Genomic DNA, 22,815 nt, shown 5'->3' with positions numbered 1-22,815 from the left:
TTCGGAAAGAAAAGTGCGGTCAAATTTTGCGATGTTTTTTTATCGCCATTGACCGCTGCAAAATCCTTTTCGGTATCGAGCAAAGCGGTTATTTCTGGGTTAACATCGGTTTCAGGAAGCGCGCGGTGTGCGAACGCGGGTCTTTCGCCACTTGTTCAGGCGTGCCTGTTGCGATAATTTCACCGCCGCCGTTACCGCCTTCGGGACCGAGATCCACAATCCAATCGGCGGTTTTGATAACGTCCAGATTATGCTCGATCACCACGATGGTATTGCCCTGATCGCGCAAACGGTGCAACACGTCCAGTAACTGCTTGATGTCGGCAAAATGCAGACCGGTAGTCGGTTCATCCAGTACGTAAAGGGTTTTGCCCGTATCGCGTTTCGATAATTCGGTGGCTAATTTCACCCGTTGCGCTTCACCGCCGGAAAGCGTAGTGGAAGACTGTCCGAGACGAATATAAGACAAGCCGACGTCCATCAGGGTTTGCAATTTACGCGCAATGGCGGGAATCGCGTCAAAAAATTCGCGCGCCTCTTCTACCGTCATGTCCAGCACCTGGTGAATGCTTTTGCCTTTGTAGCGGATTTCCAGCGTTTCACGGTTATAACGTTTGCCTTTACATTGATCGCACGGCACATAAACGTCCGGCAGGAAATGCATTTCCACTTTGATCACGCCGTCCCCCTGACAGGCTTCGCAGCGCCCTCCCCGCACGTTAAAACTGAAGCGCCCCGGGTTATAACCGCGCGCGCGGGATTCCGGTACGCCGGCAAATAATTCGCGGATCGGGGTAAATAAACCGGTGTACGTCGCCGGGTTAGAACGCGGCGTTCGTCCGATCGGGCTTTGGTCGATGTTGATGACTTTATCGAAATGTTCCAAACCTTCAATGGATTTGTAAGGCGCGAAATCAATGTTATCCGCGCGGTTCAGCGCATTTTGCGCCAACGGGAACAACGTATCGTTAATCAGCGTGGATTTGCCCGAACCCGATACGCCCGTAATGCAGGTGAATAAGCCCACCGGAATTTCCAGATTGACGGATTTCAGGTTATTTCCTGTGGCGCCGTTTAAACGCAGGATTTTTTTCTTATTAAGTGCGGTCCGTTTTGACGGAATTTCTATTTTTTCTTTCCCCGACAGGAATTTACCCGTGATGGAATTCGGGTTGGCCATAATTTCTTCGGCATTGCCCTGCGCAATGATTTCACCGCCGTGCACGCCCGCGCCCGGGCCGATATCGATAATATGATCCGCCGCACGAATGGCGTCTTCGTCATGTTCCACAACAATAACGGTGTTGCCTAAATTGCGTAAATGAATCAAGGTGTTAAGCAAGCGTTCGTTGTCTCGTTGATGCAAGCCGATGGAAGGCTCGTCCAGCACATACATAACGCCCACCAGCCCCGCTCCGATTTGGCTGGCTAAACGGATACGTTGCGCTTCACCGCCGGACAAGGTCTCGGCAGAGCGGGAAAGGGAAAGGTAATTCAGCCCCACATTAACCAGAAACGATAAACGTTCTTTGATTTCTTTTAGAATTTTTTCGGCAATTCGGGCTTTTTGTCCCGCTAACGCCATTTTTTCAAAAAACGCTAAAGCCTCGCCGATACTCATATCCGCAATATCCGGCAGATTGGTTTGTCCGATGTACACATGACGGGCTTCAAGTCGTAAACGGGAACCGCAGCAGTCCTTACAAGGACGGGTGCTGATATTTTTCGCCAGTTCTTCCCGTACGGATATGGATTCCGTTTCTTTGTAACGGCGCGCCATGTTGTTCAGAATGCCTTCAAAAGGATGGCGGCGAATCACGCTGTCGCCGCGATCATTCAAATAAACGAATTCAATTTCTTCACTACCCGAACCGTATAGCACAATGTCTCGGATTTTTTTCGGCAGGCTTTCAAAGGGCGCTTCAAGATCAAAGCGGTAATGATTACTCAAGGATTTCATCATTTGGTAATAATAAAAATTGCGGCGATCCCAGCCCTTTACCGCTCCGCTTGCCAACGAAATTCCCGGATTTTGTACCACGCGGGTTTCATCAAAATATTGTTCAACGCCCAAACCGTCGCAGGTCGGACAGGCGCCGGCGGGGTTGTTGAAAGAAAACAGGCGCGGTTCCAGTTCCGGCACGGAATAACCGCAATGCGGACAAGCAAAATTAGCGGAAAAAATCAATTCTTCCGCCGTTGAATCGTCCATCGAAGCAACTACCGCCGTACCGCCGGATAATTCCAGCGCGGTTTCAAAAGATTCCGCCAATCTTGTGGCTAAATCCGCCCGCACTTTGAAACGGTCCACGATCACTTCGATGGTATGTTTTTTCTGTAATTCCAACTTCGGCGGATCGGACAAATCACAGATTTCGCCGTCAATTCGGGCGCGAATATAACCTTGGGCTGCGATCTGTTCTAATATTTTGAGATGTTCGCCCTTACGCGCTTTAACCACGGGAGCAAGCAACATCATGCGGCTATCTTCCGGCTGACTCAGTACTTTATCCACCATTTGCGAGATGGTTTGCGCCGCTAACGGTACATTGTGATGCGGGCAGCGCGGTTCGCCCACGCGAGCGAATAATAAACGCAGATAATCGTGAATTTCCGTCACGGTTCCCACGGTAGAACGAGGATTGTGAGAGGTGGATTTTTGTTCAATGGAAATCGCCGGCGACAAACCTTCGATGCTATCCACGTCAGGCTTTTCCATTAACGATAAAAACTGGCGGGCATAAGCGGACAAACTTTCCACATAACGCCGCTGTCCTTCCGCGTATAAAGTATCAAAAGCCAGTGAAGATTTTCCCGAACCGGATAAACCGGTGATGACGATAAGTTTGTCGCGGGGAATGGTGAGATTGATGTTTTTTAAGTTATGAGTTCGAGCTCCCCGAATGTCGATTTGATCCATTTTTCGTCCAATTAAAATCAATACTAAAAAAGTTGGAATGATTATCTCATATTTTTAAATCTGTTAAAATATTCAGTGAAAATTTATAGATCTTTTTTAGAAATTCAGGCAGAATAGACCGCACTTTTAAGAATAATATTTAGGAGAAAATCATGGCAGGCGTCAATAAAGTTATTATCGTTGGTCGTTTAGGAAACGATCCTGAAATTCGCACCATGCCAAACGGCGAAGCCGTCGCCAATATCAGCGTAGCAACCAGCGAAAGCTGGAACGATCGCAATACCGGCGAACGTCGCGAAGTGACGGAATGGCATCGCATTGTATTCTACCGGCGTCAAGCAGAAGTGGTGGGTGAATATCTGCGCAAAGGTTCGCAAATTTATGTTGAAGGTCGTTTACGCACGCGTAAATGGCAGGATCAAAACGGTCAGGATCGCTACACGACGGAAATCCAGGGCGATGTGATGCAAATGTTGGACAGCCGTAACAGCCAAGGCGGTGACTTTGCTCAGCAAAATGCCGCGCCACAGCAATATTCCCGTTCACAGACACCTCGTCAACAAACCGCGCCTAAAGTGGCACCGCAGCCTGAGCCACCAATGGATAATTTCGACGACGATATTCCGTTCTAAATTACCTATATCTAAAAATTGTAGATATAGAATTCACAAATGTTAAGAGAATCCTTTGTATGCAAGGATTCTCTTTTTTACATTCTGTACGTATGTAGTGATCAACTAAAACGTAATTAAAAACGCGTGCGTCGTAAAAAGCATAAAACACGGAAAATAAACACGCTTCCGCTTTATTTCAGGCATTCGTGAATGTAAAAACTGCGATAAACCGCAAAAGTGCGGGCGAATTTTCGCTTATTTTTCGTCGGATTTTTTGCCCCAGATGCGATCTTCCTGACCGCGCCAAAGACGTTGAATATTCTCGTGGTGTCGATAGATAAGCAGACAACAAACAAGCGCAACGGGAAAAGTAAATTCAGGTCGGAACCACCAGACATATAACGGAACGAGTAAAGCGGAAATCACCGCGCTTAAAGAAGAATACCCGCTAATCACAAATACCAAAACCCAGGTGCCTAACATGGTAACTAAGACGCCCCAACCAATGGGCGCGATGGCGCCAAATGCGGTAGCCACGCCTTTACCGCCCTTAAATTTAAAGAAAATCGGAAAAATATGACCGAGACAGGCACCCAACGCCACCATGCCCAATTCGAACTGAGTCAACCCCAAATAATAACCGCACCAGACGGGAATCATGCCTTTTAATACATCGAAAACGAATACGGCAAGCGCCGCCCAACGTCCGCCGATGCGTAGCACATTGGTCGCTCCCGGATTATGCGAACCGTACTGGCGGGGATCCGGCAAGCCGGCAAGACGACAAACAATGACCGCGCTGGAAATAGAGCCCAGTAAATAAGCGGCAAACATATAACAAAGGGCGAAAAGGCTCATAATGACGAATGATTCCTGTAAGATGAAGAATAATTTTGTTTATTGTATCCAAACTTGGTAGCATACGCCTACCAAATTTTTCATGAATTTCTAAGCAACAAGATGAACGATCGCATTTTTATTGAAGAACTCACCGTTTTAGCCCAAATCGGCGTATATGATTGGGAACAACGGATTAAACAACGTTTGGTTTTTGATCTTGAAATGGCGTGGGACAGCCGAAAAGCGGCGGAAACCGATGATGTCGCCGACTGTCTGAACTATGCGGAAGTCAGTGAATTCATCATCAACTATGTGCAATCCAAACCCTTTCTATTAATCGAACGCGTCGCAAACGAAGTGGCGGAACAGCTTCAACAACGATTCCGGATTTCCTGGTTGCGACTGAAATTAAGCAAGCCCGAAGCGGTAAAGCAAGCCCGCAACGTCGGCATTATTATTGAACGCGGCGGCTGTTCCCGCTAAAGACCGAATCGGCATACAAATGAGCGACCGGTTTTTTATTTGTTCATTAACAATGTCATATCGTCTTGAATTTCTGCATAAAGTACGCCGCTTTCTTTACCGTATTGACGAATTAAGGCGGGAATCACCTCAAATTGCTCGGTTTTCGCCAACGCCACCAATTCTTTGTAAAATTTCATGGCTAAAGCGCGCGCTTTGGCATTGGAAAAATACAGAGTGCCAACCCGCATATACAGATTGCGCAAACTATTTAACACTAAGCCGTAAATCGGATTTTTAGAAATGAAAGTTAAATCGCGGTAAACTTTGTAATCGAATGCAATGTAAGCTTCGGCGGTATCTTCTAAAGAATCCAGCTTGTCAAACAACGCAAACGATTCCGCAGGAAAGTACTTAAAAGCGCGCGGCATATAAATAGTCGCCAGATTGGTACGGGCGGAGAGCACATTAGCGATTAACAGCGGTGATTGTACGCTGTCCAAACGAATCAAGACTTCGATAATATTCAACCCGGACGTTTCCCAGACGTTATTTACTCGAGTCGGTTTGCCGTGTTGAATATGCAGCCAACCGTCACGAGCCAAACGTTGCAAAACTTCACGCAATGTTGTCCGAGTAACCCCTATTTTTTCAGCCAAATCCCGTTCAGCCGGTAAGTCTGTGCCGGGTGGAAAAGTATTATTCCAAATACTCTTGATAATATATTCTTCGGCAAGCGCCGCAGGACTGCGCGCTTTTAGAATGGATGCAAAATCGTTCATAAATATCAAGGGAAAATTTAAAATCAAAAAAATTAAAAGAATAAATTAAATTTTTACTGGTAATTTTGGGTAATTACCTGTAAAACAGTAAGCCTATTATCCACAAAACAGTAGGACAATGAAAGCTATATTTTCCTAAGGACAAACAGATGAAATACATTCAAGCGTTTATGAATAACTTTTTAGGGAATAGCCCGAACTGGTATAAAGTCACAATCGGCGCTTTTTTAATTGTTAATCCTTTTATCTTTTGGTTTCATCCGTTTACCGCCGGTTGGTTGCTGGTAGCGGAATTCATCTTTACTCTGGTTATGGCATTAAAATGCTATCCGTTGCAACCCGGCGGGATGCTGGCGTTAGAAGCGGTAACTATCGGAATGACCAGCCCCGAACACGTTAAATCGGAACTTTTAGCGAATTTCGAAGTGATTCTGCTGTTAATGTTCATGGTGGCGGGTATCTACTTCATGAAGCAATTGTTGCTTTATGCCTTTACCAAATTATTACTGCAAATCCGCTCTAAACTCGCGCTGTCATTGGCGTTCTGTGTAACCGCCGCATTTCTTTCCGCCTTCCTGGACGCATTAACCGTAATTGCCGTAATCATCAGTGTGGCAATGGGTTTCTACGGTGTTTACCATAAAGTGGCGTCCGGCGGCAACTTTAATGATCCGTCCGATATCAGCAATGATGCCAAAATCAAGCAAAACATGGAAACCCTGGAACAATTCCGCGCATTTCTGCGTAGTCTGATGATGCATGCGGCGGTGGGTACCGCATTGGGCGGCGTGATGACATTAGTCGGCGAACCGCAAAATCTGATTATCGCCGAACAGGCGGGTTGGGGATTTAAAGAATTCTTCTTCCGTATGTCGCCTGTCACGGTGTTGACATTAATCTCCGGAATACTGACCTGTATCATTGTAGAGCGATTCCGTTTATTCGGCTACGGTGAAAAACTGCCGCGTAAAGTATGGGGGGTTTTGGCGAAATTCGACCGTGCCCACGAAGCGCAAATGACTACGCAGGATCGCGTCAAATTAGGCGTACAGGCTTTCGTCGGTATCTGGTTAATTCTCGGCTTGGCATTCCATTTGGCTTCCGTAGGTCTAATCGGTTTAACCGTAATTATCCTCACTACGGCTTATTGCGGTATTACGGACGAACACGCAATCGGCAGAGCCTTCCAGGAAAGTTTACCGTTCCTCTCCTTATTGGTGGTATTCTTTTCCGTAGTGGCCGTAATTATTGATCAGCACTTATTCGCACCGGTTATCAGTTATGTTCTGAATGCTTCCGAATCCACCCAGTTAGTGTTGTTCTATATTTTCAACGGATTATTATCTTCCATTTCCGACAACGTTTTTGTGGCGACCGTTTATATTAACGAAGCGAAAAATGCATTAACGGAAGGTGCGATTTCACCTTATCAATTTGAAATGATTTCCGTAGCAATCAATACCGGTACCAATTTACCGTCCGTGGCGACACCAAACGGTCAGGCGGCGTTTCTGTTCCTGCTGACGTCGTCCATCGCGCCGTTAATTCGGTTGTCTTACGGACGCATGGTCTATATGGCGTTGCCTTACACTATCGTATTAAGCCTTGTGGGTTTACTGGCGGTAGAATTCGTCCTGCCCGGCATGACGCAATGGCTGACGCAAGTCGGATTAATTTCATCGCCGCATATTCCGGTAAATTCGGTTCTCGGTCACTAATTAAAAAGGAGGCGTAATGTTCGGTTATTTAAAACGTATTTCAACGGGGCGATCATCCTGGTTGCTGTTATTCGTATCAGCAATCTGTCTGGAATTGACCGCACTTTATTTCCAATACGGTTTAAAACTCAACCCATGCGTCATGTGCGTTTACGAACGGGTTGCCCTATTCGGCGTGGCCTTCGCCGGGATTATCGGTTTCATTGCGCCTCGGTTTTTCATTTTCCGTTTACTTGCTCTCGCCGTCGGCTTATGGGGAGCAATTAAAGGATTGCTCTTTTCCATCAAACATGTAGGTTATCAACTGCACCCCAATCCCTGGGATCAATGCCCGATGTTCGTCCAGTTTCCCGAAACGCTTCCGTTGGATAAATGGTTCCCGGCGCTCTTCCATCCGACCGGACTATGCAGTGAAATTAACTGGACTTTCATGAGCTTCACCATGCCGCAATGGCTGGTTTTCATTTTCGGCTTTTACACCGTCGCGTTAGGCTTAATTTTTCTCAGCCAATTGAAGAAAAGTGCGGTCAAAAATCGCGACATTTTTCGTTAACCGCTTAAACAAAACGCTGAATCCGGAATTCAGCGTTTTTTCTTATTCTTTCTCGTTCGGCACTTCATCGCCCAGCAACACCGCATAACGTGACGTATTCGGACTGGCTTCCAAAGCAATTTTGCACGCCATGGTTAACGGCACCGACAGCAACATGCCGACGGTTCCCAACAGCCATCCCCAAAATAAAAGGGAAAGAAACACCACCAAAGTGGACAACCCTAATTTCTTGCCCATTAATTTAGGTTCCAGTACGTTGCCGATTACCATATTAATCGCAATTACGCCGACCGCTACGGCAAATCCCACGGAAAAACCGTTCAGCAACAACGCCTGCACAATAATCGGCATGGCGGCAATAATGGAACCGATATTGGGAATATAGTTTAACAGGAAACTCAATGTCGCCCACAACACCGCATACTGCACGCCCATCAATTCAAGCAATATCCAGACGCAAAACCCGGTCAGCGCACTGACCAGCGTTTTCACGCCCAAATAGCTGATAATTCCCTGCAGCACGCGATCCAGATGTTGCTCTTCCCGATTCTGTTCACGCTGATTGCTACTGAAAGCGACCGCCAGCTTGCGTTTTGCCGTAGGCGCTTCCAGCAACATAAAAACCACCACTAAAATCAGCACAAAAGCATTCGATACCACATTGGAAAAGTTCAGCAATAAACGGCTGGCAAAATTCATCAGTACATTCGGGTCGAACTGCTGCTGAATGCGGGAAGCGTCAAAATCAAAAGGAATGCGAAACCGCGCCGCCAACGCCTGAACGGCATGAAGTCGTTCCAGCATTAATTCCCGATATTGCGGCATAGATTGGCTGAATTCCCGCACCGTGCCGTTAATCAATCCAATCAGGAAGAAAAATATCAAAGAAATCAGCACGAACAGCAGCGTAATCGCCAGCCAGTGCGGCACCCGCCGGCTTGTCATAAATTTGATTATCGGAGAACAAATAATCGAAATAAATAAGGCCAATAAAAACTGCACCACGATTTCCGCTGATAGCTTAATGCCGGCAAAAATAATGACCAGCGACGCCATGGCAACCAGATAAAACAGCAATGAAGAGGGCTTTGTCATCAAAAAAAACTCCGCAAAAATTAACCGCACTTTTCAATCGGTGCGGTTCATAAAAAGGTTGGGTTATTTATATAATCTGTGATATTCGGCTTTCAGTTCGAACAGGCGCTGCGTGGCTTTTTTCGCTTCGTCCAAATTCTCATCCGCCAATTTATCCGCTCGGTCCAACGCTTCAATGAATTGTTGCATTCCCGCCTGATAATCCTTGAATTCTTCGTCGGTTTTTATTTTTGACGGTTTTTTATTCATAGACAGAACGGACGCCTCGCGTAAACTTGCCGCCGCCTGATGGAATTCCTGAGCGGAAGCGGCGTCGCTTAACTTATTCACGGCGACCGACATTTGCGCCATTTCGGCTTTCACATTGGAACCGCCGTCACAAGCCGTCATAGCAAAGGCAAAAACCCCCAATAAAACAAAAAGTTTTTTCATCATCATGTTCCCGTTTATAAAATGTATGATTAAATTGCTTCTTCGTTTTCTTCGCCGGTGCGAATCCGAATGACGCGTTCCACATCATACACGAAGATTTTACCGTCGCCAATTTTACCGGTTTGCGCCGTGTCAATAATGGTTTCGATACATTGATCCAGCTGCTCGTCCGCAATGATGATTTCCACCTTGACTTTCGGCAGAAAGTCCACCATGTATTCCGCGCCGCGATACAGTTCCGTGTGCCCTTTCTGGCGCCCGAAACCGCGGACTTCCGTTACCGTCATGCCGGTGATGCCGATATCGGACAAGGCTTCTCGGACATCATCCAGTTTAAACGGCTTTATAATGGCTTCAATTTTTTTCATCTCTCTTTCCTTCTGACAGGTTGAAAAACAACGTAAATTTCTCCCGCACTTTAACGGCGGGCGAATTTCGGTCTGAAGCTTTCAATCACTTCAGGTTTGGTGTCGATATAAATGCCGTCAATCAGTTGCAGGCAGTAAGGCACGGCGGCAAAAATTCCTTTCACCAGCGTGTTGCCGTCGGCATCTTTTACGCCTTCCAAGGTTTCCTTAATGGCCTTCGGTTGCCCCGGCAGATTTAAAATCAGAGTGTTTTTGCGAATCGCGCCCACTTGACGGGATAAAATGGCGGTCGGCACAAAATGCAGGCTGATTTGACGCATCTGTTCGCCGAATCCCGGCATTTCGCGATCCGCAATCGCCAATGTGGCATCCGGCGTCACGTCCCGTTTCGCCGGCCCGGTGCCGCCGGTGGTTAACACTAAATGACATTGCCGTTCGTCCACCAATTCGATCAGCGTTTGCTCGATTTTCGCCTGTTCATCGGGAATTAATCGCGTTTCCACTGCAAATTCCTCCGTCAATGCCGCTTCCAGCCATTTCTGCAGCTCGGGAATGCCCTGATCCGCATAAACGCCTTGTGAAGCGCGATCCGATACGGAAACCAAGCCGATTTTTAACGTTTTATTTTGAGCAAGTGCGGTCATATTTTTCCTTATTTTTACAGTTTATTCGTTGGATTGTTCAATCGCTTTCCGAACCGGCGCGAAACTGCGGCGATGTTGCGGCAACGCGCCGAATTGCGCCAGCTTTTCCAGATGAGCTTTGGTAGGATAACCCTTGTGCTTGGCGAATTCGTATTGGGGAAACCGTTTATCCAGCGCTTCCATTTCCTGATCTCGCGCCACTTTGGCAAGAATAGAAGCCGCGCTGATTTCCGCTACTTTGCCGTCGCCTTTGATAATCGCCTGCGCCGGCATATCCAGTTCCGGCACGCGATTGCCGTCCACCAACACCAAGTGCGGTGAAATTTTAAGCGATTTTACCGCCCGCTGCATGGCAAGCATGGTGGCGTGCAAAATATTCAGTTTGTCGATTTCTTCCGCTTCCGCTCGTCCCAACGCCCATGCCAGCGCTTTTTCCTTAATTTCTGCCGCTAAAGCAAGCCGTTTTTTTTCACTCAGTTTTTTGCTGTCCGCCAGCCCTGCAATAGGATTGTTCGGATCCAAAATAACCGCCGCCGTCACCACGGCGCCCACTAGCGGTCCGCGCCCCACTTCGTCGACGCCCGCAATCAGTTCATATCCCTGCGGATATTCAAATTCCGCCATATTGCTTCTCCGTTTTAAATCGTGCCGTTCAGCACATCCGCCACCGCCTGTGCCGCCTGTTTATCGGCGTTACAACGGATTTGACGATGCAATTCGGTGAAACGCCGGATCAAAACTTCTCGATTTTTGACCGCACTTTCTCCCAAATAAGCTTCCATTTTCTGCGCTAATTTCTGCGGGGTGCAATCATCCTGAATCATTTCCGGCACCAACATTTCATTCGCCAATAAATTCGGCAGCGAAACGTAATCCGTTTTCACCAGACGTTTGGCTAAAAAATAAGTGAACGGTTTCATGCGGTATCCTACCACCATCGGTGATTTACACAACATGCATTCCAATGCCGCCGTCCCCGATGCCAGCAACGTCGCGTCCGCCGCAATCATTGCCTGACGCGCCTGTCCATTCAATAAAATCAAAGGCAAATCGGGCGCCACCCGCGCTTTCACGGCTTCAAACTGGCGACGGCGCTTTTTGTTAATCAACGGCACCAAGAACTGAATATCGGGATGCGTATTTTTCAGCAGTTGCGCGGTTCGCAAAAAAGGTTCCGCCAGGAATTCCACTTCCGAACTGCGGCTGCCCGCTAAAATTGCCACATAACGTCCGCCGGCGTCTAAACCCAGCTGTTCGCAAGCTTCCGAGCGATTAGGTTGCAGCGGAACGGCATCCGCCATGGTGTGTCCGATAAAACGGCAAGGCACGTTGAAACGGTCGTAAAAGGCTTTTTCGAAAGGCAAAAACGCCAGCACCAGATTAGTGGCTTTGGCAATCTTGAAAACCCGTTTCTGACGCCACGCCCAAACGGACGGGCTGACGTAATGAATGGTTTTAATTCCCTGCGCTTTCAGTTTGCCTTCCACATAAAGGTTAAAATCCGGCGCATCAATGCCGATGAAAATATCGGGCTTTTCCGCCAGCATACGTTCAACCGTCAGCTTGCGGATTTTTAGTAGCCGCGGCAGGTGTTTCACCACTTCCGCCAGCCCCATCACGGCGATTTCTTCCATATCCACTAAAGTTTCACAGCCCTGCGCCAGCATTTGTTGTCCCGCAATGCCAATAAATCGCGCATTCGGGTAAATGTTTTTCAGTTCGCGGATTAAACCGGCGCCCAGAATATCGCCCGACACTTCACCGGCGACCAAAGCAATGACAGGATGATTATGCTTCCGTTGTTCCATAAAAATTTCCTAAAAAATAACCGCACTTTTTTCGAAGTGCGGTCCGATTTTTTGTCATTTTGCTTAGCGGATAATACCGCGGGTTGAGCGAGCAAAAAAATCTAAGAAAAAACTGACCGCACTTTCCGTTTGTGCGTAAGTTTCGATTTCCGGCATCACTTCTTCCAGCGTGCGTCCGCTGCGGTAAATCAGTTTGTAAACGTTACGAATGGCATGCAACGTCGGCTTATCGAAACCGCGACGTTTTAAACCTTCGATATTCACCCCGAACGGACGGGCATGGTTGCCTTGCGCCATCACATAAGGCGGTACGTCCTGGCTGACCATCGAACCGCCGCCCAACATCACGTGCGCGCCAACCACAACGAATTGGTGAATTGCCGACATGCCGCCCACAATCACGAAATCATCCAATTCCACATGTCCCGCCAGGGTGGCGTTATTGGCTAAAATGCAACGATTTTTAATTTGACAATCGTGAGCGATATGCGCGTTCACCATGAACAGATTATCGTCACCGATGTTCGTCACCCAGCCGCCTTGCGCCGTACCGCGGTGAATGGTGACGTTTTCGCGAATGCGGTTGCGGTTACCGATCACTGTGCGGGTGGCTTCGCCTTGATATTTTAAATCCTGATTAATTTCGCCGATGCTTGCGCCCTGGAAAATCTGGTTATCTTCGCCGATTTTGGTGATACCGCGCACCACGACGTGAGAATACAAAATCGTTCCCTTGCCGATTTCCACGTCTTTCTCGATGACGCAAAACGGGCCGATAACCACGTTTTCGCCGATTTTAGCGCCGTCTTCAACGATGGAAGATGGGTGAATTTTTGCCGTTGGATGAATCATTTTGGCTCCTTACTAGCGACGGGCGCACATCAATTTCGCTTCACAGGCGACTTCGCCGTTTACGGTGGCGCGTCCGATGAAAGACGTAATGCCGCGACGTTCTTTAATAACTTCTACATAAAGTTCCATTTGATCGCCCGGCAATACTGGACGTTTGAAACGCGCATCGTCGATACCGGCAAAATAGAATAATTCTCCGCCCTGAATTTCATGGGTTTTGAACGCTAAAAGTCCCATAGATTGCGCCAACGCTTCAAGAATTAACACACCGGGTAAAATCGGTTCATTCGGGAAATGTCCGGTAAAACACGGTTCATTGACTGAAATATTTTTAATCGCTTTTAACCATTCGCCTTCCTGGAAATCCACAACGCGATCCACTAACAGGAATGGGAAACGGTGCGGTAACAGCGTCATAATTTCTTTTGCTTCGATAATTCTTGGAGTTCGGTTTTCAGTTGTCACAATGGGATCCTTAATTATTTTTTAAGAATGAAGAGAAAAATTTTCTGAATTATACGGTATTTCGGGGGAAATGAGTAGAGGCTAACCCTGACTCATCCGCAAGAATTGTTAAAAAACCGACCGCACTTTAAAAGTGCGGTCAATTTTTCGTGAGTTTTTTACTATTTTTTCTTCGCGTATTTCAAGCTGTCGATGGCTACCGCCAGAATGATAATCGAGCCTTTGATGATATATTGCCAGTACGGATTAACGCCGATATAGGTTAAACCGTAGTTGATCACGGTAAAAATCAATACCCCGGTTACCACGCCGATGATTGTCCCCACGCCGCCGGCGAAGGATACGCCGCCCACCACACAGGCGGCGATGGCATCCAATTCGTACATAAAACCTAAGTTATTGGTGGCAGAACCGATACGACCCGCTTCCAGCATACCGCCGAAAGCATAGAACACACCGGCTAAAGTATAAATCACCAGCAAATTGCGCGTGACGTTTACCCCGGAAACGCGTGCCGCTTCCGGATTACCGCCGATAGCGAAAATATTTTTACCGAAGCGGGTTTTGTTCCATAAAATCCACATAATGATTGTGGCGATAACAGCGTAAATCGTGATGTAGGACAATTTGAACGAACCGAATCGGAAGAAACCTTGCGCAAAGGCGGAGAAATTTTCGCTGAAACCGGCAATCGGTGAGCCGCCGACCGCATCGTAGTATAAAGAATTGAAACCGTATACGATAATCATGGTGCCCATGGTGGCGATAAACGGCGTAACGTTCAATACGGAAACGATAAATCCGTTGATTAACCCGATAACGGCACCAATGGCGCATACCACCAAAATGACCACAAAAATCGGCAGTTCCGGCAGTTCCGGGAACACGCGGTTCATGTTATCCATCGCCTGCAACATGGTCGCGGCGACGACCGCCGCCAACCCGACCTGGCGACCAGCGGACAAGTCGGTACCCTGCACCACCAATAATCCCGCAATCCCTAATGCAATAATTAAACGCACGGAGGATTGAGTCAGAATATTACTGAAGTTCATCAGATTCAGAAATGAGGGATCCTGCGCAATAATAACGCCCAATAAAACGAGTAACACGAAATAAATGGCATTTTGTTTGAAAAAATCCCACGTTTTATTTTTTTGACCAGCCATACAACGTTCCTTCTATAAATACTTAGCTGCCAGTTGCAAAATTTCTTCCTGCGAAGTTTTTGCCGTTTCTACGATACCTGCGACACGTCCGTTGCTCATCACCAAAATCCGATCGGTAATCCCTAATAATTCGGGCATTTCGGAGGAAATCATAATGATGCCTTTATCTTTTTGCGCCAATTGCATGATTAATTGATAAATCTCGAATTTGGCACCGACATCAATACCGCGGGTCGGTTCGTCCAGCATCAGAATTTCCGGTTGAGTCAACAACCAACGTCCGATGATAACCTTTTGCTGATTGCCGCCGGAAAGCGAACCGATAGTGGTGCGGTGCGACGGAGTTTTCACATTCATGGCGTCGATCACCCATTGGGTGTCGCTTTTCATTTTCTTATTGCTCAACAGGCCCCATTTCGTCATGTACGATTTCATGTTGGAAATCAGTGAGTTAAATTCGATACTCAGATTTGCATAAATGCCGGTAGAACGGCGTTCTTCGGTAACCAATGCAAAACCGTTATTAATGGCTTCAAGTGCGGTCCGATTATTCACTGTTTTTCCGTGTAGTTTTACAGTGCCGCTCCGGCGTTCCCGCACACCGAAAATCGTTTCCACAATATCCGTCCGTTTGGCGCCCACCAAACCGGCAATACCGAGAATTTCCCCTTTGCGCAGTTGGAAGCTGACATCCTGAATAGAAGGTTGATTAAGCGCGGTTAAGTGTTCCACTTCCAGAATCACTTCTTTCGGAGTATTGGTCTTTTCCGGGAAGCGTTGGGTTAACTCACGCCCTACCATCATCGCCACCACCTGCTCCATCGTGGTGTCTTTCACATTGACGGTATTCACCCATTGTCCGTCGCGCAGAATGGTAATTTCGTCACAAATTTTGAAAATTTCATCCATTTTGTGGGAAATATAAATGATACCGCAACCGCGGTTCTTCAGTTTTTCGATGATGGTAAACAGGTGCTCCACTTCTTTTTCCGAAAGCGATGAAGTCGGTTCGTCCATAATCACGATTCTGGCGTTATAAGAGAACGCTTTCGCAATCTCGATCATCTGCATTTGGGAAACGGAAAGATTTGCCACCTTTTCCCGCGGATCCACCTCAATGCCCAGTTCGTCAAAAATCGCCTTGGTGTCGTTATACATTTTGGTGTGATCCACAAAAATGCCTTTTAGCGGATAACGCCCTAGCCAGAGATTATCCATGACACTGCGCTGGCGAACCAAGTTTAACTCCTGATGCACCATAGAAATCCCGTTTTCCAGGGCTTCTTTTGATGTTTTGAAATTAACGGGTTTGCCTAAAAATAAAATTTCACCTTCATCTTTGACATAAATCCCGAACAGGCATTTGAGTAAAGTTGATTTTCCTGCTCCGTTCTCTCCCATTAAGGCGTGAACACTGTGAGATTTTACGGAGAGATTGGCATGATCCAGGGCTTTTACCCCGGGAAATGACTTGCTAACGTCGGTCATTGTGAGTAGCACTTCCTGATTACTTTGTGCTGTCATACATCACCCCACAAATTGTTATAAAAATCAGGCACGCACACAATCCGATGTAATGCGTGCCCATCGCAGTTATTTCAAGAATTCGGACAAGTTGTCTTTATCTACGCCCACATAAGGGATACGAACCACCTTGTTTTCGATTTTCCACTCGGTTCCTTCCGCGGCATCTTTACCCTGTCCCAAGTTGTTGGCTAACTGAACAACGGCTTTCCCTTGACCGGCGCCGTCATTTAATACGGTACCCGCGATATCGCCTTTTTTGATTAGTTGTAACACTTCAGGTAAAGCATCTACCCCGAAAATCGGTAATTTCTTACCGTGCGCTTTTACCGCTTCCAACGCGCCCATTGCCATACCGTCATTATTGGAAATAATCATTTCAATGTCGTTAGCTCTGGCGCTGGATAACCAGGCGTCGGTTTTATCTTTCGCCATTGCGGCATCCCACATACCGGTATCCATAAACAATTGTTCGGTTTGAATACCTAATTCATTTAATTTTTCAATTACGTATTTGGTACGGGCTTCCGCATCCGGATGACCCGGTTCGCCTTTTAACAATACATATTGGATTTTACCGTCTTTATTTAAGTCTAATGCCGGATTGGCTTTCCATTGTTTGGCGATTAAGTCGCCTTGAATTAAGCCGGATTCTTTCGGATCGGTTCCCACATAATAAGCTTTATCGTATTTTGCCAAAGCTTTTTCACCGGGGTCTTTATTAAAGAATACGACCGGAATATCATCCGGTTTCGCTTTACCGATAATGGTCGGTGCGGCGGAAGGGTCAACCAAATTGATTGCTAAGGCTTTCACGCCTTTAGAAAGCAATACGTCCACTTGGTCGTTTTGAATGGATTGGGCATTTTGAGAGTCATTCATCAATAATTTTACATCTTTTAATTGTTCCGCTTCTTTATTGATTTCTTTACGCATTAACGCCATGAAGTTATCGTCATATTTATAAATGGTCACACCGATTTTCGTTTCGGCTTGAGCGGTACTCATACCGGCAACCAGACCAACAGCCAATGCAATTGCACTTAGACCTAATTTTTTCATAATGCTACTTCTCCAATTAGTAAAATCAAATCATCCGTAGGGCATGCTTCACGGCGTTTTTCACCAGCCTAAGGCTATGCGACGACACTGTTTTCAGGAGCTGTTTATTTTTCATAAACTCATCCCATAAACAAACCCTAAAAATGCTGCGTCCTGCAGCTGGCGGAAATATAGCGGTTAAGAAACTAAAATACCGTGATCAAGTTCACAATTTCACATTGCCCTTTTCGGCTATTTGTGAAAATGTGATTCAGATCACAAAGCCAAAATCTCATTATGGTATTCTTGTGACGTTTCAAATATTGAATAACCAATAATGTTAACATTTACAGTCAAATTGTAAGGAGTAGTACAATGACTACGTTATTCGACCCGACGGAACATCCGCACCGCCGTTATAATCCGTTAACGGATCAATGGGTGCTTGTTTCTCCTCATCGCGCCAAACGTCCTTGGCAAGGTCAGCAGGAAAAAGTTAACGAAGAGCAAAAGCCGACTCATGATCCAAACTGTTACCTTTGTCCGCGTAACAAACGAATCACGGGCGAACCGAATCCGGATTACCGAAAACCGTACGTCTTCCGTAACGATTTTTCCGCTTTGCTGCAGGATACGCCGGCACCGGAAGAAAACATTGATCCGCTTTTCCGCACCGCGCGCGCCCGCGGCGAAAGCCGAGTCATCTGTTTTTCTCCGGATCACAGCAAAACCCTGCCTTTATTGACCGTTGATGAAATCAATGAAGTCATTAAAGTTTGGCAGCAACAGCTACAGGAACTCGGACAAACTTATCCTTGGGTACAAATTTTTGAAAACAAAGGCGCCGCAATGGGCTGTTCCAACCCACATCCCCACGGACAAATCTGGGCAAACAGCTTTTTGCCGAACGAAGTGGCGCGAGAAGATATCAATCAACGGAAATATTATCAACAGCAAGGTTCCGTCTTATTAGTGGATTACGCCAAGCGGGAACTGGAACAAAAAGAACGTATCGTAGTAGAAACCGAACACTGGCTTGCGCTGGTGCCTTATTGGGCGGTCTGGCCTTTTGAAACCCTGTTGCTGCCTAAAACTCATGTTAAACGGCTGACCGAATTATCCGCCGAACAAGCGCAGGACTTAGCCATCATTCTGAAAAAACTGACCACGAAATACGATAATCTGTTCGAAATCAGCTTCCCTTATTCCATGGGATTTCACGCCGCGCCATTCAACGGCGAAGACAACGAACACTGGCAGCTGCACGCCCATTTCTACCCGCCGCTATTAAGATCGGCGACAATCCGCAAATTTATGGTGGGTTACGAAATGCTCGGCGAAAGTCAACGGGATTTAACGGCGGAACAAGCGGCGGCGAGATTACGGGAGTTAAGCGAGGTTCATTATCAACTTCGGTAGTCTCTTACTTTCTTCGCTTGCACAAAGAAAAATATGCAAAAGAAAGTACGCCCCGACTTCGATACTGTTCTTCGTTTGATTGAAATTTTCTAAAATTTTCAAGCCACTCAGGCATCTCAGACGGGACCCATTGGAGTTTTACAATAAAAAGTGCGGTCAAATTTTTGAACGTTTTTTACAATGAATAAAAAACTATAAATTTAGATGAACAAGCGATTCCCCTTTTTGCCGCCTGAAAACGATTAAATTTGTAGAAAATCCTGCTTGCCCGAGCACAGCGAATTTACAAGATTTTCGTTAAGCAAATTTAATTATCTTCAGGAAACAAGGCAAAACGGAGACGCCTTTCTTTGCTGACTTTCTTCGGCGAAGCAAAGAAAGTCAGTTCAACCGCAAACTGCGGTCAAAAAAAAGGATACTTTTATGCACCCAAAATCACAATCACGACATCTTTTTCAACAAAAATACAACAAAGCGCCGACCCTTAATGTTTACGCTCCCGGGCGCGTTAATATCATCGGCGAACACACCGATTACAACGACGGTTTTGTGATGCCCTGCGCTATAAATTACGGCACGGCAATCAGCGGCGCCAAAAGGGATGATCAGGTTTTCAACGTGTATGCGGCGGATTTAAACGAATGCGACCAATTCCGGCTGGATCAACCGATTGTGCCGAATCCGGCGAAAAAATGGACGGGTTATGTGCGCGGCGTGGTGAAATTCATTCAGGAACGCTGCCCCGAATTCCGCCAAGGCGCGGATTTAGTTATCAGCGGCAATGTGCCGTTGTCATCCGGCTTGAGTTCGTCGGCGTCACTGGAAGTGGCCGTCGGAAAATTCTGTCAGTTACTGGGCGAATTGCCGCTCAGCAATACGGATATTGCGCTTATCGGGCAAAAAGCGGAAAACCGATTCGTCGGCGCCAACTGCGGCAACATGGATCAGCTTATTTCCGCATTAGGTCAGGCGGAGCATCTGCTGATGATTGACTGCCGATCCCTCGAAACTTTGCCGACGCCGATGCCGAAAGACATCGCGGTGATGATTGTCAATTCTCACGTAAAACACGATTTGGTCACCGGCGAATATAATACGCGTCGTCAACAATGTGAAGCGGCGGCAAAATTCTTCGGCGTGAAAGCGTTGCGTGATGTGTCTATCGAGCAATTCCAAAAAAGAGAAACGGAATTGACCGCACTTGATGCCGAAATGGCGAAACGGGCGCGTCATGTGGTAACCGAAAATCAGCGGGTGCTGGATGCGGCGCAAGCGCTGAATCGCGGAGATATTTCCCGGTTGGGCGAATTGATGAACGCTTCGCATGTTTCCATGCGGGACGATTTTGAAATTACCACGCCGGAAATTGATTATCTGGTGGAACTGGCACAGTCCGTGATCGGCAAATCCGGCGGCGCACGCATGACCGGCGGTGGTTTCGGCGGCTGTATCGTTGCCCTGGCGCCGGCGGAAAAAGTGGACGCCGTGCGCCAAATCATCGCCGATAATTACCAACAACGAACCGGTCTGAAGGAAGATTTCTACGTGTGCACCGCATCGCAAGGCGTCCAAGCCTATAACGATTAACTGCCGAAAGGAAAGCCTCGGCTCAGATTTGACAACAAATGACATGGCCGGGCTTTCCTGTTATACTTTTCGCATTCGGACATCAGTATTAAGGTTTTAATCTATGTTAAGCGGACTTCTCATCGGCATTGCGTTCGGCTTTTTATTGCAACGTAGTCAGTTCTGTTTCGTTTCCGGTTTTCGGAATCTTTATTTTCAAAAAAATACGCGATTTTTGACCGCACTTTTAATCGCAGTATCCATTCAATCCGTCGGATTTTTCGCTTTATCCGCTTTCGGTTTAATCACGATTCCCACGACTCAGCTGCCGGTTTCGGCTACGCTGGCGGGCGGTTTGCTATTCGGTGCGGGCATGGTTTTATCTAACTGTTGTGCCGCCGGCGCCTGGTTTCGCACCGGCGAAGGACTGACCGGCAGCTGGATTGCGTTAGTCTGTTTTTCGCTTACCATGGCGGCAACTCAAACCGGTGCCTTGCGTAGCTGGATTAATCCGATAGTAAAACAGGTCACGCCGATAGATAACATTTATCTCACCTTTGGCATTTCGCCGTGGATTTTGACCGCACTTTTAATCGTCGTAACCGTTTTTCTGACGGTTTATCAAATCCGTCATCCGCGTTATCAACCGCCGCGAAAACCGACAACGCCGCTGATCGCCCATCCGTTATTCGCTAACCCGTGGAATTTATTTGTTTCGGCGGCGCTAATTGGCATACTCGGCGTAGCCGCCTGGGTTCTCAGCGAACAAACCGGGCGCAGCTACGGTTTCGGCATTGCGGTGCCTTCCGCCAATGCGGTGCAGTATCTCGTTAACGGGCAACACCGGTATTTGAATTGGGGAACCTATTTCGTGTTGGGAATTATGTTGGGTTCCTTTATCAGTGCCAAATTGAGCGGCGAGTTTGAAATCCGCGTGCCCGAACCGAAAGCCGTTCTGCAACGGATATCCGGGAGCGTAATGATGGGTATCGGAGCGACGTTGGCGGGCGGCTGTACGGTAACTAATTCTTTAGTATCGACCGCTTATTTTTCCTGGCAGGGATGGCTTTCCACCCTCATGATTATGCTCGGTTGTTGGTTGACGTCGGCAATAATTAAACCGACACAGTGTCGAATTTAAGGATATGTGATGAAAATAAAACCTTCTTTTCTTGTATTGGCAGTTAGTTTAGTACTTGCGGCTTGCGATAAAAATTCGGTGCGGGTTATAGAAACGGATGAATTGCTAAAAAATCTGGATAATCCGAAATATGTCATTATCGACACCCGTGATGACAGTTTTTACAACGGTTTTAAAGAAAAAAACGCCTTGCGTGGTGGGCATATTAAAGGTGCCGTGCAGTTCACCTGCGCGTGGCTGTACAATATCGAGCGCGACAAGCTGGAAAGTTTCGCGGCGGGGAAAGGCATTACCAAAGACAAAACTTTGGTGGTCTACGGTACGGATCCGGAAACGCGCGAATGTGTGGCGTCGGAATTCTTAACGCGCGGCTATAAAATCGCCGAATTTAAAGATTTCGTCAGCTACGCGAATGTGGCGGAATATCCGTTGGAGAATTTTCCGAATTTCAAATACAGCGTTTCACCGCAGTGGGTTGATGCGGTTATTCAAGGAGAAAAACCGGAAACCTACAGCAATAACGATTTTATGATTTTTGAAGTGTCCTGGGGGCCGTTGGATAAAGCTAAATCTTACGCGCAGCACATTCCGGGCGCATATCATTTTGATACCGATTGGGTGGAAAACGAACCGGTATGGAATTTATCGGATCCGAAAGTGATTGAACAAAATCTGTTGAAAAACGGCATCACCAAAGACAAAACAGTGATTCTCTATTCCGATAATCAACTGGCGGCTTACCGTGTGTTCTGGGCGTTGAAATGGGCGGGCGTAGAAGACGTACGCGTCATGAACGGCAATTTTGAAACCTGGCAAGACGCCGGTTTACCGACCGAAACCACGGTAAATACGCCGACGCCGGCAACGGCTTTCGGTACGACCGTTCCGTCCAATCCGCAGATTAATATTTCCACGCCGGAAGACGCCGTTAAAGCGCAAAAATCCGGCTTACGTTTAATCAGTAATCGCGCTTGGGACGAATATACGGGCAAAATCAGCGGTTATGACTATATTCAAAACGCAGGCGAACCGGAAGGCGCCGAATGGGGTTTCGCCGGTACCGACTCTTCCAACATGGCGGATTATTACGATCCCGACGGCACATTACGTAATCCGAACGAAATTTTCGCCTTATGGAAACAACTGGGCATTAATCAAGGCGATCAACTGGCGTTTTATTGCGGTACCGGCTGGCGCGCGGGCGTATCCTGGTTTATAACCCAACTGGCGGGCTGGGAACATACTTATGTTTATGACGGCGGCTGGAATGCGTGGCAGATGAACGGCAGCTTGCCGATTCAAAAAGGCGCGCCGAAAAATATATCCAAACCCGACAACAAAAACGATTACGGCGACGTTGCCAAACGCGGAAATTCATGTAAAAGTTAGAACCTTCTAATCA

Annotated in this window: 22 protein-coding genes; 8 read left to right on the top strand and 14 right to left on the bottom strand. The window is 47.1% G+C overall.

The genetic code is table 11. The features are described 5' to 3' along the window. Positions 1-88: 88 nt before the first annotated feature. A complete protein-coding gene (uvrA, locus tag P7M01_RS03780) occupies positions 89-2,920 on the bottom strand; it encodes an excinuclease ABC subunit UvrA (RefSeq protein WP_317480067.1) in 2,832 nt (943 codons plus the stop codon). Positions 2,921-3,072: 152 nt separating this feature from the next. On the opposite strand from uvrA, the gene P7M01_RS03775 reads away from it, so the two are divergent. Further along, positions 3,073-3,552 carry a single-stranded DNA-binding protein gene (locus P7M01_RS03775; protein ID WP_317483031.1) on the top strand — a complete coding sequence of 160 codons (480 nt, stop codon included), beginning with the start codon at positions 3,073-3,075 and terminating at the stop codon, positions 3,550-3,552. 237 nt (positions 3,553-3,789) lie between these two features. On the opposite strand, the gene plsY is transcribed toward P7M01_RS03775, so the two are convergent. Further along, complete coding sequence (gene plsY / locus P7M01_RS03770) at positions 3,790-4,392, bottom strand: glycerol-3-phosphate 1-O-acyltransferase PlsY (protein ID WP_317483030.1); 603 nt, start codon at positions 4,390-4,392, stop codon at positions 3,790-3,792. 102 nt (positions 4,393-4,494) lie between these two features. Between plsY and folB the strand changes: the two genes are divergently transcribed. Next, positions 4,495-4,857, top strand: coding sequence for a dihydroneopterin aldolase (gene folB / locus P7M01_RS03765; RefSeq protein WP_317475103.1), 363 nt, complete (start codon positions 4,495-4,497; stop codon positions 4,855-4,857). A gap of 35 nt (positions 4,858-4,892) precedes the next feature. Here the strand turns inward: folB and fadR are convergent, their stop codons facing one another. After that, positions 4,893-5,618, bottom strand: a complete 726-nt coding sequence (gene fadR, locus P7M01_RS03760; RefSeq protein ID WP_317475102.1) for a fatty acid metabolism transcriptional regulator FadR — start codon at positions 5,616-5,618, stop codon at positions 4,893-4,895. A 149-nt stretch (positions 5,619-5,767) separates the two neighbouring features. Here fadR and nhaB point away from each other — a divergent pair, with 149 nt between their 5' ends. Both nhaB and dsbB read left to right on the top strand, forming a co-directional pair. Next, positions 5,768-7,336: a sodium/proton antiporter NhaB gene (gene nhaB, locus P7M01_RS03755; protein ID WP_202936974.1), complete on the top strand. Its 1,569-nt coding sequence runs from the start codon at positions 5,768-5,770 to the stop codon at positions 7,334-7,336. A 16-nt stretch (positions 7,337-7,352) separates the two neighbouring features. Further along, positions 7,353-7,889 (top strand): disulfide bond formation protein DsbB, encoded by a 537-nt coding sequence (dsbB, locus tag P7M01_RS03750; RefSeq protein ID WP_317476441.1) that lies wholly within the window; start codon positions 7,353-7,355, stop codon positions 7,887-7,889. A 42-nt stretch (positions 7,890-7,931) separates the two neighbouring features. On the opposite strand, the gene P7M01_RS03745 is transcribed toward dsbB, so the two are convergent. From P7M01_RS03745 to mglB, 11 genes are all read right to left on the bottom strand, one after another. After that, positions 7,932-8,984, bottom strand: a complete 1,053-nt coding sequence (locus P7M01_RS03745) for an AI-2E family transporter (protein ID WP_317475100.1) — start codon at positions 8,982-8,984, stop codon at positions 7,932-7,934. Between the two features lie 63 nt (positions 8,985-9,047). Further along, positions 9,048-9,416: a cytochrome b562 gene (locus P7M01_RS03740; RefSeq protein ID WP_317483029.1), complete on the bottom strand. Its 369-nt coding sequence runs from the start codon at positions 9,414-9,416 to the stop codon at positions 9,048-9,050. Between the two features lie 29 nt (positions 9,417-9,445). Continuing rightward, positions 9,446-9,784 carry a nitrogen regulatory protein P-II gene (gene glnB, locus P7M01_RS03735; protein ID WP_202936970.1) on the bottom strand — a complete coding sequence of 113 codons (339 nt, stop codon included), beginning with the start codon at positions 9,782-9,784 and terminating at the stop codon, positions 9,446-9,448. 50 nt (positions 9,785-9,834) lie between these two features. Continuing rightward, entirely contained in the window at positions 9,835-10,428 is a 594-nt protein-coding gene (gene mog, locus P7M01_RS03730; RefSeq protein WP_317483028.1) for a molybdopterin adenylyltransferase, read from the bottom strand. Between the two features lie 21 nt (positions 10,429-10,449). Further along, positions 10,450-11,052 (bottom strand): ribonuclease HII, encoded by a 603-nt coding sequence (gene rnhB / locus P7M01_RS03725; protein WP_317483027.1) that lies wholly within the window; start codon positions 11,050-11,052, stop codon positions 10,450-10,452. Between the two features lie 14 nt (positions 11,053-11,066). After that, a complete protein-coding gene (gene lpxB / locus P7M01_RS03720) occupies positions 11,067-12,236 on the bottom strand; it encodes a lipid-A-disaccharide synthase (RefSeq protein WP_317483026.1) in 1,170 nt (389 codons plus the stop codon). Positions 12,237-12,299: 63 nt separating this feature from the next. Beyond that, positions 12,300-13,088 carry an acyl-ACP--UDP-N-acetylglucosamine O-acyltransferase gene (gene lpxA, locus P7M01_RS03715; protein ID WP_202936966.1) on the bottom strand — a complete coding sequence of 263 codons (789 nt, stop codon included), beginning with the start codon at positions 13,086-13,088 and terminating at the stop codon, positions 12,300-12,302. A gap of 12 nt (positions 13,089-13,100) precedes the next feature. After that, on the bottom strand, positions 13,101-13,553 hold the full coding sequence (fabZ, locus tag P7M01_RS03710) for a 3-hydroxyacyl-ACP dehydratase FabZ (protein WP_012073621.1): 453 nt from the start codon (positions 13,551-13,553) through the stop codon (positions 13,101-13,103). 161 nt (positions 13,554-13,714) lie between these two features. Then, positions 13,715-14,722 (bottom strand): galactose/methyl galactoside ABC transporter permease MglC, encoded by a 1,008-nt coding sequence (gene mglC, locus P7M01_RS03705; protein ID WP_317475096.1) that lies wholly within the window; start codon positions 14,720-14,722, stop codon positions 13,715-13,717. A gap of 12 nt (positions 14,723-14,734) precedes the next feature. Further along, the gene (gene mglA, locus P7M01_RS03700) at positions 14,735-16,246 is read right to left on the bottom strand and encodes a galactose/methyl galactoside ABC transporter ATP-binding protein MglA (protein WP_317483025.1); all 1,512 of its coding nucleotides are present in this window, start codon (positions 16,244-16,246) and stop codon (positions 14,735-14,737) included. Between the two features lie 69 nt (positions 16,247-16,315). Further along, positions 16,316-17,308, bottom strand: a complete 993-nt coding sequence (gene mglB / locus P7M01_RS03695) for a galactose/glucose ABC transporter substrate-binding protein MglB (RefSeq protein ID WP_202936963.1) — start codon at positions 17,306-17,308, stop codon at positions 16,316-16,318. 354 nt (positions 17,309-17,662) lie between these two features. On the opposite strand from mglB, the gene galT reads away from it, so the two are divergent. The 4 genes from galT to P7M01_RS03675 all read left to right on the top strand — a co-directional run bounded on the left by galT (position 17,663) and on the right by P7M01_RS03675 (position 22,802). Further along, positions 17,663-18,706 carry a galactose-1-phosphate uridylyltransferase gene (gene galT / locus P7M01_RS03690; RefSeq protein WP_317483024.1) on the top strand — a complete coding sequence of 348 codons (1,044 nt, stop codon included), beginning with the start codon at positions 17,663-17,665 and terminating at the stop codon, positions 18,704-18,706. Positions 18,707-19,129: 423 nt separating this feature from the next. Next, positions 19,130-20,293 (top strand): galactokinase, encoded by a 1,164-nt coding sequence (gene galK, locus P7M01_RS03685; RefSeq protein ID WP_317480575.1) that lies wholly within the window; start codon positions 19,130-19,132, stop codon positions 20,291-20,293. 103 nt (positions 20,294-20,396) lie between these two features. Further along, complete coding sequence (locus P7M01_RS03680) at positions 20,397-21,413, top strand: YeeE/YedE family protein (protein ID WP_317483023.1); 1,017 nt, start codon at positions 20,397-20,399, stop codon at positions 21,411-21,413. 9 nt (positions 21,414-21,422) lie between these two features. Beyond that, a complete protein-coding gene (locus P7M01_RS03675; RefSeq protein WP_317476431.1) occupies positions 21,423-22,802 on the top strand; it encodes a rhodanese-like domain-containing protein in 1,380 nt (459 codons plus the stop codon). Positions 22,803-22,815: the final 13 nt, after the last annotated feature.

Source organism: Exercitatus varius, from assembly GCF_029577735.1.
GTDB classification, from domain to species: Bacteria; Pseudomonadota; Gammaproteobacteria; order Enterobacterales; family Pasteurellaceae; genus Exercitatus; species Exercitatus varius.
This window is presented reverse-complemented; position numbering and strand designations above follow the sequence as displayed.

What these genes read in the sequence shown, in the direction of transcription:
- uvrA (WP_317480067.1), bottom strand. Translation starts at nt 2,920, where the DNA reads ATGGATCAAATCGACATTCGGGGAGCTCGAACTCATAACTTAAAAAAC.
- P7M01_RS03775 (WP_317483031.1), top strand. Translation starts at nt 3,073, where the DNA reads ATGGCAGGCGTCAATAAAGTTATTATCGTTGGTCGTTTAGGAAACGAT.
- plsY (WP_317483030.1), bottom strand. Translation starts at nt 4,392, where the DNA reads ATGAGCCTTTTCGCCCTTTGTTATATGTTTGCCGCTTATTTACTGGGC.
- folB (WP_317475103.1), top strand. Translation starts at nt 4,495, where the DNA reads ATGAACGATCGCATTTTTATTGAAGAACTCACCGTTTTAGCCCAAATC.
- fadR (WP_317475102.1), bottom strand. Translation starts at nt 5,618, where the DNA reads ATGAACGATTTTGCATCCATTCTAAAAGCGCGCAGTCCTGCGGCGCTT.
- nhaB (WP_202936974.1), top strand. Translation starts at nt 5,768, where the DNA reads ATGAAATACATTCAAGCGTTTATGAATAACTTTTTAGGGAATAGCCCG.
- dsbB (WP_317476441.1), top strand. Translation starts at nt 7,353, where the DNA reads ATGTTCGGTTATTTAAAACGTATTTCAACGGGGCGATCATCCTGGTTG.
- P7M01_RS03745 (WP_317475100.1), bottom strand. Translation starts at nt 8,984, where the DNA reads ATGACAAAGCCCTCTTCATTGCTGTTTTATCTGGTTGCCATGGCGTCG.
- P7M01_RS03740 (WP_317483029.1), bottom strand. Translation starts at nt 9,416, where the DNA reads ATGAAAAAACTTTTTGTTTTATTGGGGGTTTTTGCCTTTGCTATGACG.
- glnB (WP_202936970.1), bottom strand. Translation starts at nt 9,784, where the DNA reads ATGAAAAAAATTGAAGCCATTATAAAGCCGTTTAAACTGGATGATGTC.
- mog (WP_317483028.1), bottom strand. Translation starts at nt 10,428, where the DNA reads ATGACCGCACTTGCTCAAAATAAAACGTTAAAAATCGGCTTGGTTTCC.
- rnhB (WP_317483027.1), bottom strand. Translation starts at nt 11,052, where the DNA reads ATGGCGGAATTTGAATATCCGCAGGGATATGAACTGATTGCGGGCGTC.
- lpxB (WP_317483026.1), bottom strand. Translation starts at nt 12,236, where the DNA reads ATGGAACAACGGAAGCATAATCATCCTGTCATTGCTTTGGTCGCCGGT.
- lpxA (WP_202936966.1), bottom strand. Translation starts at nt 13,088, where the DNA reads ATGATTCATCCAACGGCAAAAATTCACCCATCTTCCATCGTTGAAGAC.
- mglC (WP_317475096.1), bottom strand. Translation starts at nt 14,722, where the DNA reads ATGGCTGGTCAAAAAAATAAAACGTGGGATTTTTTCAAACAAAATGCC.
- mglA (WP_317483025.1), bottom strand. Translation starts at nt 16,246, where the DNA reads ATGACAGCACAAAGTAATCAGGAAGTGCTACTCACAATGACCGACGTT.
- mglB (WP_202936963.1), bottom strand. Translation starts at nt 17,308, where the DNA reads ATGAAAAAATTAGGTCTAAGTGCAATTGCATTGGCTGTTGGTCTGGTT.
- galT (WP_317483024.1), top strand. Translation starts at nt 17,663, where the DNA reads ATGACTACGTTATTCGACCCGACGGAACATCCGCACCGCCGTTATAAT.
- galK (WP_317480575.1), top strand. Translation starts at nt 19,130, where the DNA reads ATGCACCCAAAATCACAATCACGACATCTTTTTCAACAAAAATACAAC.
- P7M01_RS03680 (WP_317483023.1), top strand. Translation starts at nt 20,397, where the DNA reads ATGTTAAGCGGACTTCTCATCGGCATTGCGTTCGGCTTTTTATTGCAA.
- P7M01_RS03675 (WP_317476431.1), top strand. Translation starts at nt 21,423, where the DNA reads ATGAAAATAAAACCTTCTTTTCTTGTATTGGCAGTTAGTTTAGTACTT.